This window comes from Bacillus sp. PAMC28571 (assembly GCF_014250435.1).
Classification (GTDB): Bacteria; Bacillota; Bacilli; order Bacillales; family Bacillaceae; genus Bacillus; species Bacillus safensis.
Genome location: NZ_CP060191.1, coordinates 3483109 through 3498718 on the forward strand (window position 1 = coordinate 3483109; position 15610 = coordinate 3498718).

Consider the following 15610-nt stretch of genomic DNA (forward strand, 5'->3'; position numbering starts at 1 on the left):
CTTTCTATTCTGCTATCTTCGCAATACGCCCCTGCTCTAAATATACTAAAAGGATAGAAATATCAGCAGGGTTAACGCCTGAAATACGAGAAGCCTGTGCAACAGAAAGCGGTCGGACTTCTTTCAGCTTTTGTTTCGCTTCAGTTGCAATTCCTTTGATGGCATCATAATCAATACGATCAGGAATCTTTTTGTTCTCCATCTTTTTCAGTTTTTCAACTTGCTGGAGTGACTTTTCAATATAACCTTCGTATTTAATTTGAATCTCTACCTGCTCACACACATCAGAAGGAAGCGGTGTTTCAGCAGGAGCTAATTTCACAACAGATTCATAATTCATTTCCGGGCGCTTCATTAAATCACTTGCACGAATGCCGTCCTTCAACTCACTTCCACCGAGTGAACGAATAAATTCTTGAGTCTCTGCTGTAGGTTTAATGATGACAGAATATAAACGTTTTTTCTCTGCTTCAATGGCTTCTTTTTTCTGCTGGAATGCTTGGAATCTTTCTTCAGAAATTAATCCAATTTGATAGCCAAGTTCAGTTAATCTTAAATCAGCATTGTCATGACGTAGAAGTAGACGATACTCAGCACGTGATGTCAAGAGACGGTATGGTTCATTTGTTCCTTTTGTGACAAGGTCATCGATGAGGACACCGATATATGCATCAGATCGGCTTAAAATGACTTCTTCTTTACCTAATGCTTTTCTTCCTGCATTAATACCTGCCATAATCCCTTGACCTGCTGCTTCCTCATAACCAGACGTACCATTAATTTGGCCGGCTGTATATAATCCAGAAATTTTCTTCGTCTCAAGTGTAGGCCACAACTGAGTAGGCACAATCGCATCATACTCGATGGCATAACCCGCTCTCATCATTTGAACATTCTCGAGTCCTGGGATGGTTGAAAGCATGCGCTGCTGTACATCCTCCGGAAGACTTGTAGACAATCCTTGAACATAAACTTCCTGCGTATTACGACCTTCTGGCTCTAAGAAAATTTGATGTCTCGGTTTATCATTGAAACGAACCACTTTATCTTCAATGGACGGGCAGTATCTAGGACCAGTTCCTTTAATCATACCTGAATACATTGGAGAACGGTGAAGATTCTCATCAATAATTTGATGAGTCTCTAAACTCGTGTATGTTAGCCAGCATGGCAGCTGGTCAGTAATATATTCAACCGTTTCATAGGAGAACGCCCGCGGTACATCATCACCTGGTTGAATTTCTGTTTTACTATAATCAATCGAGTGGCTATTCACTCGAGGAGGTGTTCCTGTTTTAAAGCGAACCAAATCGAATCCTAGTTCTGCTAAATGATCCGATAATTTAATGGAAGGCTGCTGGTTATTTGGACCACTTGAATACGATAAGTCTCCTAAAATGATGCGGCCTTTTAAGAAAGTCCCTGTCGTTAATACAACAGACTTTGCACGATAGTTCGCCCCCGTTTGAGTAACAACACCTTTACATTCATCATCTTCTACAATTAAATGATCTACCATACCTTGCAGCATTGTCAGGTTTGGTTCATTTTCCATTGTTTTTTTCATTTCATGCTGATATTGGAACTTATCTGCCTGCGCTCTTAACGCACGGACAGCAGGTCCTTTCCCCGTATTCAGCATGCGCATTTGAATATGCGTCTTATCTATATTTCGCGCCATTTCTCCGCCTAGAGCATCAATTTCTCTGACGACAATCCCTTTTGCGGGGCCGCCTACGGACGGATTACATGGCATAAAAGCAACCATATCGAGGTTGATAGTCAATACAAGTGTTTTGGCGCCCTGTCTTGCAGAAGCAAGAGCAGCCTCAACTCCAGCATGACCGGCACCCACGACGATTACGTCATAATTGCCAGCTTCATAACCCATTTCTTATGTTCCTCCCTTTACTTTCCTAAACAGAATTGAGAGAATAACTGATCAATCAAGCTTTCATGAACAGCATCCCCAATAATTTCACCCAGCTGTTCCCAGCAGCGTGTTAAATCTATTTGAACTATGTCGATCGGTACATCCATTTCAATTCCTTCAAGAGCATCCTCAATGGATTGTTTTGCTGCCTGAAGAAGGGCAATATGCCTTGTGTTACTTACATACGTTAAATCTCCACTTTCAATTGAACCCGTGAAGAATAATGATTGAATCGCCATTTCGAGCTCATCAATCCCCTTTTCTTGTAATAATGATGTAGTAACCACCGGACGATCCTTCGCTAACTGCTTGACCTTTTCGATATCAAGCTTAGGCTCAAGATCTGTCTTATTCACGATCACGATGATATCCATGCCTGAGACGGCCTCAAATAGTTTGATATCCTCTTCTGACAATTCCTCGCTATAATTGAGCACAAGTAAAATCAGGTCAGCTTCTTTTAAGACCTGTCTAGATCGTTCAACCCCTATACGCTCAACAATGTCCTCCGTCTCACGTATACCCGCAGTATCGACTAAACGAAGCGGTACACCTCTAACATTTACATACTCCTCAATGACATCTCTCGTTGTTCCAGGAATATCCGTTACAATCGCTTTTGTTTCCTGTACAAGACTATTCAACAAGGAAGACTTCCCAACATTCGGTCTTCCAATAATAACAGTGGATAAGCCCTCGCGAAGTATTTTCCCCTGCTGAGAAGTCGTTAGCAGTGACTCAATTTCCTTTTTCACTGATGTTGCCTTTTCAACTAAAACTCGATGCGTCATTTCTTCAACATCGTCATACTCAGGATAGTCAATATTGACTTCAACATGAGCCAGAGTTTCCAATATCTCACTGCGAAGTCGTTTAATCAAACCGGAGAGTCGTCCCTCCATTTGAGTAATCGCTACATTCATCGCACGATCTGTCTTTGCACGAATCAAATCCATTACCGCTTCAGCCTGTGAAAGATCAATTCTTCCATTTAAGAAAGCTCGTTTTGTAAACTCACCTGGCTCCGCTAATCTTGCTCCTTCTCTTAAAGCAAGCTGCAGTACTTTATTGACCGTTACAATTCCGCCATGGCAGTTAATCTCAATAACGTCTTCTCTCGTAAATGTTTTTGGTGCTCGTAATACTGACACCATGACCTCTTCTATGACTTGCTCAGTGCTAGAGTCCACAATATGACCATAATGAATCGTATGTGAATCCACCGATACAAGTTTTTTCTCCTTAGGACCTTTATACATCCGATCAGCAATCTGTACCGCATCAGGCCCGCTTAAACGAATAATCGCAATTGCTCCTTCACCCATCGGTGTAGAAATTGCTGCAATTGTATCCATCACTCATTCACCTCTTTCTCTACTTAATAAACAGTCTGTTATCTATTAAATGGACATTGTCCATCTCTATATCAAAAACGCTTAATCCAAAATTTAAAGATACCATAAATGAAAGCGAAGTGAAAGTATCCCATATCTAATTATCCACAGCTTTGCATCTTATCTATTTTAACACTTAACTTATCCACATGTGAATAACGACGTTTGAAACTTGTCTTCACATCTTACACCTAAATCCCATAAATTTAAACGCCCTGATCCCTATACTTACTTGTTAAATTGGCGTTTTGCACCCATATCACACACTCATTTTTTAGAAATAAAGGATGAATCCTCTATAAAAAGCAATTTTTCAATAAAAAAAGACTAAAATCCAGCTTTGCTGAATCTTAGCCTTTCTGCTATTTTTTATACAGCACCACAACATGACGTTTGCTGCCTGTATCTTCAGATGCCGTTGCAAGTTCTTTAGAGAATGCAGCAATCGCATCATGAACAATTTTTCGTTCATTCGAAGGCATTGGTTCTAAATGAACCTTTTTCTTCGTTTTTAAAACCCGATTTGCTGTTTTCACTGCATATTGTTCAAGTGCTTCTTGTCGTTTCTTCCTATAATCGCCAATATCAATTGTTATATGATGATACTGATCAGAATAACGATTAAACACTAGCTGTACCAACGTTTCTAAAGAGTACAGTGTTTGGCCTCTTTTTCCAATCATTAATGACGTTTTATCTCCATCAATGTGGTAAGAAATCTTTTTCGGTTCCTGTTTGGAAATAATCTTTGCTTTAGGATCAATAGACTTAACAATTTTATCTAAATACTGTGTAGCTAATTTAAATGCATTTATCTTTTCTACTAACTTGACCACAGCTTGTCTTTTACCAAATAATCCTAAAAACCCTTTATTTCCTTCATCTACTATTGTGATTTCTACTTCTTCTTGTAGTAGCTGAATTTGTTTCAATCCGGAATCTACTGCTTCTTCGATTGTGCGACCGACAGCAGTTATTTCCTTCATTTTTTATTCCCGCCAGCTTTTTCTTTTGTATCAACTTTTACTTGAGGTGTTTTAATCACCAATGTTTGAATGATCATGAAAATGTTACCTACAACCCAGTACAATGAAAGTGCTGCTGGGAAACTAATTGCAAACACAACGATCATAATCGGCATCACCCATAACATGATAGCCATTTGAGGGTTGTCCGAAGGATTTCCAGCCATCATCAGCTTTTGCTGAATGAAAGTAGCTACACCCGCAATAATCGGTAATAGGAACAATGGATCTGGGCTGCCTAAGTCAAACCATAAGAATGTATGCTTTTTAATTTCTGCTGTTCTCATAATTGCATGATAGAAACCAATAAGGATTGGCATTTGAATTAAAATTGGGAAACAGCCTGCTAATGGATTGACGCCATTTTTTTGAAAAAGGGCCATTGTTTCCTGCTGAAGCTGCTGCTGTGTTTTTTGATCTTTAGAGCTATACTTTTCACGAAGCTTTTTCAATTCAGGCTGTAATGCTTGCATCGCTTTTGTACTTCTTAACTGTTTAATCATTAATGGTAAAATAAGCAAGCGAATTAATAGTGTCACAATAATAATCGCTACACCATAGTTTTCACCAGTTAAGTTTGCCATGTACGTGATTAATTGAGATAGCGGGTAAACAATATAAGAATTCCAGAATCCCTTACTATCTGATGTAATTGGTTCATTGATCTGTGTACATCCTGCCAATAAAACCAATACGCCAATCAAGCTAAATATTAGTAATAATCGCCTTTTCAACAAGATTCCTCCCATTACTTCAAACTTTATTTAAGTTGGAATTGATTAAGAAAGTGACTCACCTAATCAGTATGGTAACATTTTTTCTTTGCAAAGTGGTGGTTTCATTTTAATTCACTAGATGAAGGAAGCGCTTTTAAAAATTGATTCAACGAAAGTTTCTATTACGAAGACTTTTTCGGTTGTTGTTGATAAACAGCGGATTTTCTAAATAAATGTTGGAGAGACTTCTTTGTTTCTTCAAAGGTCAATTCACTCGCTGGTTTTCGTGCAATGACAATGTAGTCTTTTTCTTGCTTTAACTTATGGCCTTCCTCTAAAAACACCTGACGGATCAGACGTTTTATTCGGTTTCTAATCACTGCATTACCAATCTTCTTACTGACAGACAATCCTAGACGCAGTTCAACTTGATTTGGCTGATCCAGCTGGTAAATAACGAATTGGCGATTTGCCATTGATTGACCTTTTTTGAACACCTTTTGAAACTCTTCATTTTTTTTTAGCCTGTTTCGCTTCTTCATGTTTTCTTCCACTCCGATAAAAACTGACAGTTCATTTACGATTTTATGTAAAAAAGACCACTGACATTATTCAGTGGCCTAAGCTGATAATTTTTTTCTACCTTTGCTGCGGCGTCGCTTTAAAACTAGACGTCCGTTTTTAGTACTCATACGGCTGCGGAAGCCATGAACTTTACTACGCTTACGGTTATTTGGTTGAAACGTTCTTTTCATTTATGACACCTCCCTGAGGAATAGCTGTTTAAGACAGTCTAACTCATTATATTTGTGTAACCCATCGATTGTCAATATCAATGATAAAACTCTTATTATCAACCTTATAAGCATAACATAAGTTATCAAACGAAGAAACCTTCTTTTTTAGTTTCCAGCATTTTATTCTTTTTTTCCTCCTAAAAGACCTTCAAAACAAGAATGTGGATATTTTTCCGGCATATTTAGACTATCCACACCCATTATCGACATTTTTTTCACACAAATAACCGATGTGGATAATTATTTTTCAACAGGATGTAAAGTGTGTGGATAAGTTTGTGACACCCATTGCACCATCTTGTTTATTTTGATATTATATTTGTGTTTTAACTCTTAATTACTTATCTGGCCCATTTATATTATCCACAATTTGTGGATAACCTGTGGAAAGTTATTACACAGCCTGTTGAATTGTTTATCCACAGCTTGTGTAATTTGTCGAAAAGACGTTTTTCTACTATATTAATTGTTTTCAACAATGTATGTGCACGAATGGTGATGACCATTTGCTCTTTTTCGTGTTCTATAACAGTTTGATACTGGTCATTTTAAAAAGAAAAGGAGGGGGGAGAAGCCTTATGGAAAATATTTTGGATCTGTGGAATAAAGCACTTCAAAAAATAGAGACAAAATTGAGCAAACCCAGTTTTGAGACATGGATGAAATCGACAAAAGCCCATTCTCTACAGGGAGATACGCTTACAATTACGGCACCTAATGAATTTGCTAGAGATTGGCTAGAGTCAAGATATCTTCACTTAATTGCTGATACCATCTATGAACTAACAGGTGAAGAGCTCAGCATTAAATTTATTATTCCTCAAAATCAGGATGAAGAGGAAGCCATGCCAAAGTCTCCTATCAAAAAAATGTCTAAAGAAGAGCCCGTTGACATTCCACAAAATATGCTGAATCCAAAATATACATTTGATACTTTTGTTATTGGTTCAGGCAACCGTTTTGCTCATGCCGCTTCACTTGCAGTCGCGGAAGCACCAGCAAAAGCATATAACCCGCTTTTTATTTATGGGGGCGTTGGTTTAGGAAAGACACACTTGATGCATGCGATTGGTCATTACGTGATCGACCATAATCCATCAGCCAAAGTGGTCTATCTATCATCTGAAAAATTTACTAATGAATTTATCAACTCAATCCGAGATAACAAAGCTGTCGACTTCCGTAACCGCTATCGGAATGTAGATGTGCTTTTGATAGATGATATTCAATTTTTAGCAGGAAAAGAACAAACACAAGAAGAGTTTTTCCATACATTCAACACACTTCACGAAGAAAGTAAGCAAATCGTCATTTCTAGTGACCGGCCTCCGAAGGAAATTCCGACACTTGAAGACAGATTACGCTCTCGATTTGAATGGGGCTTAATTACAGACATTACCCCGCCAGATCTAGAAACGCGTATCGCGATCCTGCGAAAAAAAGCAAAGGCAGAAGGCTTAGACATTCCGAATGAAGTCATGCTGTATATTGCCAATCAAATCGACAGCAACATTCGTGAGCTGGAGGGTGCTTTGATTCGTGTCGTTGCTTACTCATCTTTAATTAATAAAGACATTAATGCAGATCTAGCAGCTGAGGCGCTAAAGGACATCATTCCTTCATCAAAGCCTAAGGTCATTACAATTAAAGATATTCAAAGAATTGTAGGGCAGCAATTTAATATTCGATTAGAGGATTTCAAAGCAAAGAAACGTACAAAGTCAGTTGCTTATCCAAGACAAATTGCCATGTACCTCTCTAGAGAAATGACCGATTCCTCTCTGCCTAAAATCGGAGAAGAATTTGGCGGTCGTGATCATACGACTGTCATTCATGCTCATGAGAAGATTTCGAAATTAATTGTTGAAGATGAACAGCTTCAGCAGCATGTCAAAGAGATCAAAGAACAATTAAAATAACTAAGCTGATATAATGAGTACGGGAAAATGTGAATAACTAGAGCATAGTCATACACAGTCTGTCCACATGTGGATAGGCTGTCTTTCCTTTCTTTTTCTCGACTTATCCACATATTCACAAGCCCTACTATTACTTCTACGATTTTTATTAATAAAATATATATACATGTCATTAAGAAAATTTAGGAGGACCACTATGAAATTCACGATTCAAAAAGATCGTCTTGTCCAAAGTGTCCAAGATGTATTAAAGGCCGTATCCTCTAGAACAACGATTCCTATTTTGACAGGGATTAAAATTGTTGCGTCTGATGAAGGGGTTTCTCTAACAGGAAGCGATTCTGATATCTCAATTGAATCTTTCATTCCTCAAAGAGATGGAGATTTAGAGGTTATCACCATTGATCGTCCGGGAAGTATTGTGCTTCAAGCCCGCTTCTTTAGTGAAATTGTAAAGAAACTGCCTATGTCTACTGTCGAAATTGAAGTAGAACAAAATCACCTGACGATCATCCGCTCTGGTTCAGCGGAATTTAACTTAAACGGCTTAGATGCTGAAGAATATCCGCATCTTCCACAAATTGAAGAGCATCATGCATTTCAAATTCCGACAGATCTGCTTAAAAACTTAATTCGTCAAACTGTTTTTGCAGTGTCCACCTCAGAAACACGACCTATCTTGACAGGTGTAAACTGGAAGGTAGAAAAAGGTGAATTAATATGCACAGCAACGGATAGCCACCGTCTTGCATTAAGAAAAGCGAAGTTAGATATTAACGAGGAAAGTTCGTATAATGTCGTGATTCCAGGGAAAAGTTTAACAGAGCTAAGTAAAATTCTTGATGATGGACAAGATCTTGTGAGCATCGTCATTACAGAAACACAAGTTCTTTTTAAAGCACAAAACGTGCTGTTCTTCTCAAGGTTGCTGGATGGAAATTATCCAGATACAGCCCGTCTGATCCCGCAAGAAAGTAAAACGGATGTCGTGGTCAACACGAAAGAGTTCCTTCAAGCCATTGATCGTGCATCACTTTTGGCAAGAGAAGGACGTAATAATGTCGTGAAACTGTCAGCTGATCCTGAACAAAGCCTTGAAATCTCTTCTAATTCGCCTGAGATCGGTAAAGTGGTGGAGACGGTTCAAGCAGATGACATTAAAGGGGAAGATCTTAAAATCTCCTTCAGTCCAAAATATATGCTGGATGCGTTAAAAGTATTAGAGGGAACAGATATTCATGTAAGCTTCACTGGTGCAATGAGACCGTTCCTGCTGCGTACGCCGAATGATGATTCTATCTTGCAATTGATTCTTCCGGTAAGAACGTATTAATTCAATCTAAAATGGCTGCTGTGTGAGTGCACAGCAGCTTTTCTTCTCGTTTTCCATGCTTTCTTTCATCCCAGTTCGCTTTCCCCCTTTCCTTCTTGTCTTGTTTTTTAGTACAATTAGATATTAGTGATATTGAAAGAGGTCGATACAATGCCTAATCTTATAACCATTGAAACAGAAATGATTACATTAGGGCAGTTTTTGAAATTAGCCGAAGTCATCCAATCTGGCGGAATGGCGAAATGGTTTTTAAGTGAACATGAGGTGTTCATTAATCAAGAGCCAGATAATAGACGGGGACGCAAACTATACCCAGGAGATGTTGTCGAGATTGAAGGTTACGGCACATTTCAAGTTGTGAATTAGAAACGGGTGACAATACATGTACATTCAAAGTCTGGCGTTAACTTCATACCGAAACTATGAACACACTGAGCTTCAATTCGACAATAAGGTGAATGTCATGATCGGTGAGAATGCCCAAGGTAAAACGAACTTGATGGAAGCGATCTATGTATTGTCGATGGCAAAGTCTCATCGTACGTCAAATGATAAAGAACTTATCCGATGGGACCAAGACTATGCTAAAATAGAAGGTAGAGTCATTAAAAAAAATGGTCCACTCCCAATGCAGCTCGTGATCTCAAAAAAAGGGAAAAAGGGCAAGGTCAATCACATTGAACAACAGAAGCTCAGTCATTATGTTGGTGCGTTAAACACCATCATGTTTGCGCCAGAGGACTTAAGTCTTGTGAAGGGCAGCCCGCAAATCCGCAGAAGATTCCTCGACATGGAGATTGGACAAGTTTCTGCTGTCTACTTGCATGATTTATCGCTCTATCAAAAAATCCTTTCTCAGCGGAATCATTACTTGAAACAATTGCAGACAAGAAAGCAAACGGATCAAGCGATGCTGGAGATTTTAACAGAGCAGTTGATTGATGCGGCAGCGAAAGTGGTCAAAAGACGACTGACTTTTACGAAACAGCTCGAAAAATGGGCGCAGCCGCTGCATTTTGGGATTTCTAGAGAGCTAGAAACACTTACGCTCCAATACCAGACGGCAATAGAGGTATCAGAAGCGTCAGACTTGTCGAAAATAAAGAATAGCTATGAAGAATCGTTTCAGAAACTAAGAGACAGAGAAATAGACCGAGGGGTGACCCTGTGGGGACCTCACAGAGATGACCTGCTTTTCTTTGTGAATGGTCGGGATGTTCAGACATATGGCTCTCAAGGGCAGCAAAGGACAACAGCTCTTTCACTAAAGCTGGCAGAAATTGATCTGATACATGAAGAAATCGGAGAATATCCCATTCTTCTACTTGATGATGTGTTATCTGAACTTGATGATTACAGACAGTCTCATTTGCTCCATACCATTCAGGGACGTGTACAGACCTTCGTCACCACAACAAGTGTTGAAGGCATCGATCACGCCACCCTGAAAGAAGCGGAAATTTTCAGAGTAGCCAGTGGAAAAGTAATTGACTGATAAATGAGGTGTGAGTCTTGTATATTCATTTAGGTGATGATTGTGTTGTTTCTACACGAGAGATTGTCGCAATTGTTGATTACAAAATGAGGTCGTCTTCTGTTGTAGAAGAATTTCTACAAAAACAAGAGGAACATATCATTTCGTTATCACAAGGGACACCCAAATCCATTGTCGTCACAACTGAATCTGTTTATTACTCTCCTCTTTCCTCAAGCACGCTCAAAAAACGTGCTTCGTTTGTGGTTGAAATTGAAGTCTAAAAACTCAATTCATATAAATATATCGTTTAAGAAAAGTGTAGGTGAATGTACGTGGCAATGGAACAGCAACATAATAGTTATGATGAAAATCAGATACAGGTGCTTGAAGGATTAGAAGCTGTTAGAAAACGTCCAGGAATGTACATTGGGTCAACCAATGCAAAAGGGCTTCACCATCTTGTATGGGAAATTGTCGACAACAGTATTGATGAGGCATTAGCTGGTTATTGTACAGACATTACAGTGCAAATTGAAAAAGATAACAGCATTACAGTAAAAGATAATGGCCGCGGGATTCCTGTTGGAATTCATGAGAAAATGGGGCGTCCTGCCGTAGAGGTCATTATGACTGTTCTTCACGCTGGCGGTAAATTTGACGGCAGCGGTTATAAAGTATCAGGCGGTCTGCATGGTGTAGGGGCATCTGTTGTAAATGCATTATCTACTACCTTAGACGTGACTGTATACCGTGACGGGAAAATCCATTATCAGCAGTTCAAACGCGGCGTTCCAGTGGGAGATTTAGAGGTTATTGGTGAAACAGATGTAACCGGGACAACTACTCACTTTGTGCCAGATCCAGAAATTTTCACGGAAACCATTGAATTTGATTACGATACACTTGCTAACCGTGTTCGTGAGTTAGCCTTCTTAACAAAAGGTGTAAACATCATCATAGAAGACTTGCGTGAAGGCAAAGAGCGGAGAAATGAATACTGCTACGAAGGCGGTATTAAGAGCTATGTAGAACATTTAAACCGCTCAAAAGAAGTCGTTCATGAAGAGCCTGTGTACATCGAAGGTGAGAAAGACGGAATCACGGTTGAAGTAGCATTACAATATAACGATTCCTATACAAGCAATATCTATTCCTTCGCCAACAACATCAACACGTATGAAGGCGGAACACACGAAGCTGGTTTTAAAACCGGTCTAACGCGTGTCATCAATGACTATGCTCGTAAAAATGGCGTATTCAAGGATGGGGATGCGAATTTAAGTGGTGAAGATGTGCGAGAAGGCTTAACAGCCATTATCTCCATCAAACATCCAGACCCTCAATTCGAAGGACAAACGAAGACAAAGCTTGGGAACTCAGAAGCGAGAACCATCACAGACTCCCTTTTCTCTGAAGCACTTGAGAAATTCTTGCTTGAAAATCCTGATTCTGCGAAAAAAATTGTGGAAAAAGGACTGATGGCAGCTCGTGCAAGAATGGCTGCCAAAAAGGCTCGTGAGCTGACAAGACGTAAAAGTGCACTGGAAGTCTCCAGCTTACCTGGGAAACTAGCGGACTGTTCTTCTAAAGATCCTTCCATTTCTGAACTCTATATTGTAGAGGGAGATTCTGCGGGCGGATCTGCTAAACAAGGCCGTGATCGTCACTTCCAAGCGATCTTACCGTTAAGAGGGAAGATCCTAAACGTAGAAAAAGCTCGTTTAGATAAAATTTTATCGAACAACGAGGTTCGTTCAATGATTACAGCGTTAGGAACTGGAATCGGAGAAGACTTTACTTTAGAGAAAGCACGCTATCACAAAATTGTGATCATGACAGATGCCGATGTGGATGGAGCACACATTCGAACGCTGCTCTTAACATTCTTCTATCGCTACATGCGTGAAATCATTGAAAACGGTTATGTGTATATTGCGCAGCCGCCTTTATATAAAGTGCAGCAAGGAAAACGTGTGGAGTACGTGTATAACGATAAACAGCTGGATGAGCTGTTAAAATCACTTCCTCAAACACCAAAGCCTGGACTTCAGCGTTATAAAGGTCTTGGAGAAATGAATGCTGCTCAGCTTTGGGAAACAACAATGGACCCTGATGCGAGAACACTTCTTCAAGTCACACTTGAGGATGCGATCGATGCTGATGAGACATTTGAAATGCTGATGGGAGATAAAGTAGAACCGAGACGAAACTTTATCGAAGAAAATGCGCAATACGTGAAAAACCTTGATATTTAGATAGATCCCTCCTGAGAACAACCTTATTTCTTGTTTGGAATAAGGTTGTTTTTCAAGAAATAGGGGCGTGTAACGAATGTCCTGGTTTTCCGTGTTTTCGTTGATTTTCTAGTAAATAAATGTGTATAAAGCCGAGATTATTGATATAATGGAGAATAGTCTTGTGAAGATAAATACATATTTTACTCCCACATAATTTATTTCATGTGATACGTAAAGGGAGGTTCTTATAGTGAGTGAACAACATACACCAAATGTACGCGAAGTAAATATTAGTCAAGAAATGCGTACGTCCTTTTTAGATTATGCAATGAGTGTTATTGTTTCGCGTGCATTACCAGATGTGCGAGATGGCTTGAAGCCCGTGCATCGAAGAATTTTGTATGCGATGAATGACCTAGGTATGACAAGTGATAAACCATTTAAGAAATCTGCACGTATCGTTGGGGAAGTTATCGGTAAGTACCACCCTCACGGTGACAGCGCTGTATACGAAGCGATGGTTCGTATGGCGCAAGACTTCAACTATCGAAATATGCTGGTTGAAGGCCACGGGAACTTTGGTTCTGTCGATGGAGACGGTGCAGCGGCAATGCGTTATACTGAGGCGCGTCTATCTAAAATTTCAATGGAAATCCTGCGTGATATCACTAAAGATACGATTGATTATCAAGATAACTACGATGGCAGTGAAAGAGAACCAATCGTCATGCCTGCTCGTTTCCCGAACTTATTAGTCAACGGGGCAACAGGTATCGCTGTAGGGATGGCAACCAACATTCCGCCTCACCAGCTAGGTGAAGTGATTGATGGGGTACTGGCGATAAGTCAAAACCCAGAAATGACAACACAGGAACTAATGGAGATCATTCCAGGACCAGACTTCCCAACTGCGGGACAAATCATTGGCCGAAGCGGAATCCGCAAAGCATATGAAACAGGCCGGGGTTCTATTACATTACGTGCAAAGTCTATTATTGAAGAAACATCCAGCGGTAAGCAGCGGATTGTCATTAATGAAATTCCATATCAGGTCAATAAAGCACGTTTGATCGAAAAAATCGCTGATCTTGTGCGCGATAAAAAGATCGATGGCATTACAGATCTCCGTGACGAGTCTGATCGTAATGGAATGCGGATCGTGATTGAACTGCGAAGAGACGCGAACGCCCACGTTCTATTAAACAATCTTTATAAACAAACGACACTTCAAACGTCATTTGGGATCAACTTATTGGCACTAGTTGATGGACAGCCGAAAGTCTTGTCCCTCAAACAATGTCTTGAATATTATTTAGAGCATCAAAAAGTGATTATTCGCAGAAGAACAGCATATGAACTTCGTAAAGCTGAAGCAAGAGCTCATATTCTAGAAGGTTTAAGAATCGCTCTTGACCACTTAGATGAAGTCATTGCATTAATTAGAAGCTCTCAAACTGCTGAAATCGCGAGAAATGGCTTAATGGAGAACTATAGCTTGTCCGAAAAACAAGCACAGGCCATTCTTGATATGCGTCTTCAGCGCTTAACTGGTTTGGAAAGAGAAAAGATAGAAGAAGAATACAAAGGACTTGTTGATTTGATTGCTGAGTTGAAAGCCATTTTAGCAGACAATGAAAAAGTTCTTGAAATCATTAGAGAAGAATTAACAGAAATCAAAGAACGTTTCAATGATACGCGCCGTACTGAAATTGTGACAGCAGGTATTGAAACAATTGAAGACGAAGATTTGATTCCTGTTGAAAACATCGTGATTACGCTGACTCATAATGGTTATATCAAGCGTCTGCCTGCATCAACATACCGCAGTCAAAAAAGAGGCGGTAAAGGTGTTCAAGGGATGGGAACCAATGAGGATGATTTCGTAGAACAGCTGATTTCAACATCTACCCATGATACGATCCTCTTCTTCTCTAATAAAGGGAAGGTTTATCGTGCGAAGGGATATGAGATTCCTGAATTCGGACGGACAGCGAAAGGGATTCCGATTATTAACCTGCTTGAAGTAGAAAAGGGAGAGTGGATTAATGCCATTATTCCGGTAAGCGAATTTGATGAAGATTCGTATCTCTTCTTTACAACAAGACACGGTGTATCAAAACGAACCTCATTGTCTCAGTTTGCCAACATTCGAAACAATGGACTTATCGCATTAAGTCTTCGTGACGAAGATGAACTGATGGCTGTCCGTTTAACCAATGGAGAAAAACAAATCATCATTGGAACGAAAAAAGGTATGCTGATTCGTTTCGACGAGACAGATGTTCGTGAAATGGGGCGTACGGCAGCTGGCGTGAAAGGAATTACGCTTTCTGAAGATGACATCGTCGTTGGGATGGAAATCCTTGAGCCAGATGCAAACGTATTGATCGTCACCGAAAAAGGGTATGGTAAGTTAACACCTGAAAAAGAATATCGTGTTCAAAGTCGGGGCGGTAAAGGTCTTAAAACATGTAAAATCACTGATAACAATGGTCCGCTTGTCGCAGTGAAGGCGACGAATGCTGAAGCTGAAGAGGACTTGATGATTATTACAGGAAGCGGCGTGATCATTCGTATGGCCGTTTCAGATATTTCAACAACAGGTCGAGTCACTCAAGGTGTCCGCCTGATTCGTCTAGGTGATGATGAACATGTCGCTACAGTGGCATTAGTTGAACAATCACAAGAAGATGATGAAGAGAATAGTGAAGAAAACGTAGAAACTATAGAGTCAGATCAAGAGCAATCTGAGTAAAAATAAAGCCGGTTCTTTACCGGC

13 protein-coding genes are annotated in these 15610 nt (G+C 39.8%); 7 read left to right on the plus strand and 6 right to left on the minus strand.

Annotation, left to right across the window (positions count from 1 at the left end; translation table 11 throughout):
* Nucleotides 1–4: 4 nt before the first annotated feature.
* The 6 genes from mnmG to rpmH form a co-directional block, all read right to left on the minus strand.
* Nucleotides 5–1891: a tRNA uridine-5-carboxymethylaminomethyl(34) synthesis enzyme MnmG gene (gene mnmG / locus H7F25_RS17590; RefSeq protein ID WP_024427650.1), complete on the minus strand. Its 1887-nt coding sequence runs from the start codon at nucleotides 1889–1891 to the stop codon at nucleotides 5–7.
* A gap of 17 nt (nucleotides 1892–1908) precedes the next feature.
* Nucleotides 1909–3288: a tRNA uridine-5-carboxymethylaminomethyl(34) synthesis GTPase MnmE gene (mnmE, locus tag H7F25_RS17595; RefSeq protein ID WP_185854024.1), complete on the minus strand. Its 1380-nt coding sequence runs from the start codon at nucleotides 3286–3288 to the stop codon at nucleotides 1909–1911.
* Between the two features lie 401 nt (nucleotides 3289–3689).
* The gene (jag, locus tag H7F25_RS17600) at nucleotides 3690–4313 is read right to left on the minus strand and encodes an RNA-binding cell elongation regulator Jag/EloR (protein WP_185854025.1); all 624 of its coding nucleotides are present in this window, start codon (nucleotides 4311–4313) and stop codon (nucleotides 3690–3692) included.
* Entirely contained in the window at nucleotides 4310–5092 is a 783-nt protein-coding gene (gene spoIIIJ / locus H7F25_RS17605; RefSeq protein WP_087976621.1) for a YidC family membrane integrase SpoIIIJ, read from the minus strand. Before spoIIIJ ends, jag begins: the two co-directional genes overlap by 4 nt.
* Before the next feature lie 158 nt (nucleotides 5093–5250).
* Nucleotides 5251–5610, minus strand: coding sequence for a ribonuclease P protein component (gene rnpA / locus H7F25_RS17610; protein WP_024427652.1), 360 nt, complete (start codon nucleotides 5608–5610; stop codon nucleotides 5251–5253).
* 78 nt (nucleotides 5611–5688) lie between these two features.
* Nucleotides 5689–5823, minus strand: a complete 135-nt coding sequence (gene rpmH / locus H7F25_RS17615) for a 50S ribosomal protein L34 (RefSeq protein ID WP_073208224.1) — start codon at nucleotides 5821–5823, stop codon at nucleotides 5689–5691.
* A gap of 620 nt (nucleotides 5824–6443) precedes the next feature.
* Here rpmH and dnaA point away from each other — a divergent pair.
* From dnaA to gyrA, 7 genes are all read left to right on the plus strand, one after another.
* Nucleotides 6444–7784, plus strand: coding sequence for a chromosomal replication initiator protein DnaA (gene dnaA / locus H7F25_RS17620; RefSeq protein ID WP_024424073.1), 1341 nt, complete (start codon nucleotides 6444–6446; stop codon nucleotides 7782–7784).
* 196 nt (nucleotides 7785–7980) lie between these two features.
* Nucleotides 7981–9117, plus strand: coding sequence for a DNA polymerase III subunit beta (dnaN, locus tag H7F25_RS17625; protein ID WP_024424074.1), 1137 nt, complete (start codon nucleotides 7981–7983; stop codon nucleotides 9115–9117).
* A 150-nt stretch (nucleotides 9118–9267) separates the two neighbouring features.
* Nucleotides 9268–9483, plus strand: a complete 216-nt coding sequence (yaaA, locus tag H7F25_RS17630) for a S4 domain-containing protein YaaA (RefSeq protein WP_008360916.1) — start codon at nucleotides 9268–9270, stop codon at nucleotides 9481–9483.
* 16 nt (nucleotides 9484–9499) lie between these two features.
* Nucleotides 9500–10612, plus strand: a complete 1113-nt coding sequence (recF, locus tag H7F25_RS17635) for a DNA replication/repair protein RecF (protein WP_044333186.1) — start codon at nucleotides 9500–9502, stop codon at nucleotides 10610–10612.
* Nucleotides 10613–10629: 17 nt separating this feature from the next.
* On the plus strand, nucleotides 10630–10875 hold the full coding sequence (gene remB, locus H7F25_RS17640) for an extracellular matrix regulator RemB (protein ID WP_024424076.1): 246 nt from the start codon (nucleotides 10630–10632) through the stop codon (nucleotides 10873–10875).
* A gap of 57 nt (nucleotides 10876–10932) precedes the next feature.
* Nucleotides 10933–12849 (plus strand): DNA topoisomerase (ATP-hydrolyzing) subunit B, encoded by a 1917-nt coding sequence (gene gyrB, locus H7F25_RS17645; RefSeq protein ID WP_024424077.1) that lies wholly within the window; start codon nucleotides 10933–10935, stop codon nucleotides 12847–12849.
* Between the two features lie 232 nt (nucleotides 12850–13081).
* On the plus strand, nucleotides 13082–15586 hold the full coding sequence (gyrA, locus tag H7F25_RS17650) for a DNA gyrase subunit A (protein WP_024424078.1): 2505 nt from the start codon (nucleotides 13082–13084) through the stop codon (nucleotides 15584–15586).
* Nucleotides 15587–15610: the final 24 nt, after the last annotated feature.

Coding starts and splice junctions, on each gene's coding strand:
- dnaA (WP_024424073.1), top strand. CDS start 6,444: ATGGAAAATATTTTGGATCTGTGGAATAAAGCACTTCAAAAAATAGAG.
- dnaN (WP_024424074.1), top strand. CDS start 7,981: ATGAAATTCACGATTCAAAAAGATCGTCTTGTCCAAAGTGTCCAAGAT.
- mnmG (WP_024427650.1), bottom strand. CDS start 1,891: ATGGGTTATGAAGCTGGCAATTATGACGTAATCGTCGTGGGTGCCGGT.
- gyrB (WP_024424077.1), top strand. CDS start 10,933: ATGGAACAGCAACATAATAGTTATGATGAAAATCAGATACAGGTGCTT.
- jag (WP_185854025.1), bottom strand. CDS start 4,313: ATGAAGGAAATAACTGCTGTCGGTCGCACAATCGAAGAAGCAGTAGAT.
- recF (WP_044333186.1), top strand. CDS start 9,500: ATGTACATTCAAAGTCTGGCGTTAACTTCATACCGAAACTATGAACAC.
- rpmH (WP_073208224.1), bottom strand. CDS start 5,823: ATGAAAAGAACGTTTCAACCAAATAACCGTAAGCGTAGTAAAGTTCAT.
- yaaA (WP_008360916.1), top strand. CDS start 9,268: ATGCCTAATCTTATAACCATTGAAACAGAAATGATTACATTAGGGCAG.
- rnpA (WP_024427652.1), bottom strand. CDS start 5,610: ATGAAGAAGCGAAACAGGCTAAAAAAAAATGAAGAGTTTCAAAAGGTG.
- mnmE (WP_185854024.1), bottom strand. CDS start 3,288: ATGGATACAATTGCAGCAATTTCTACACCGATGGGTGAAGGAGCAATT.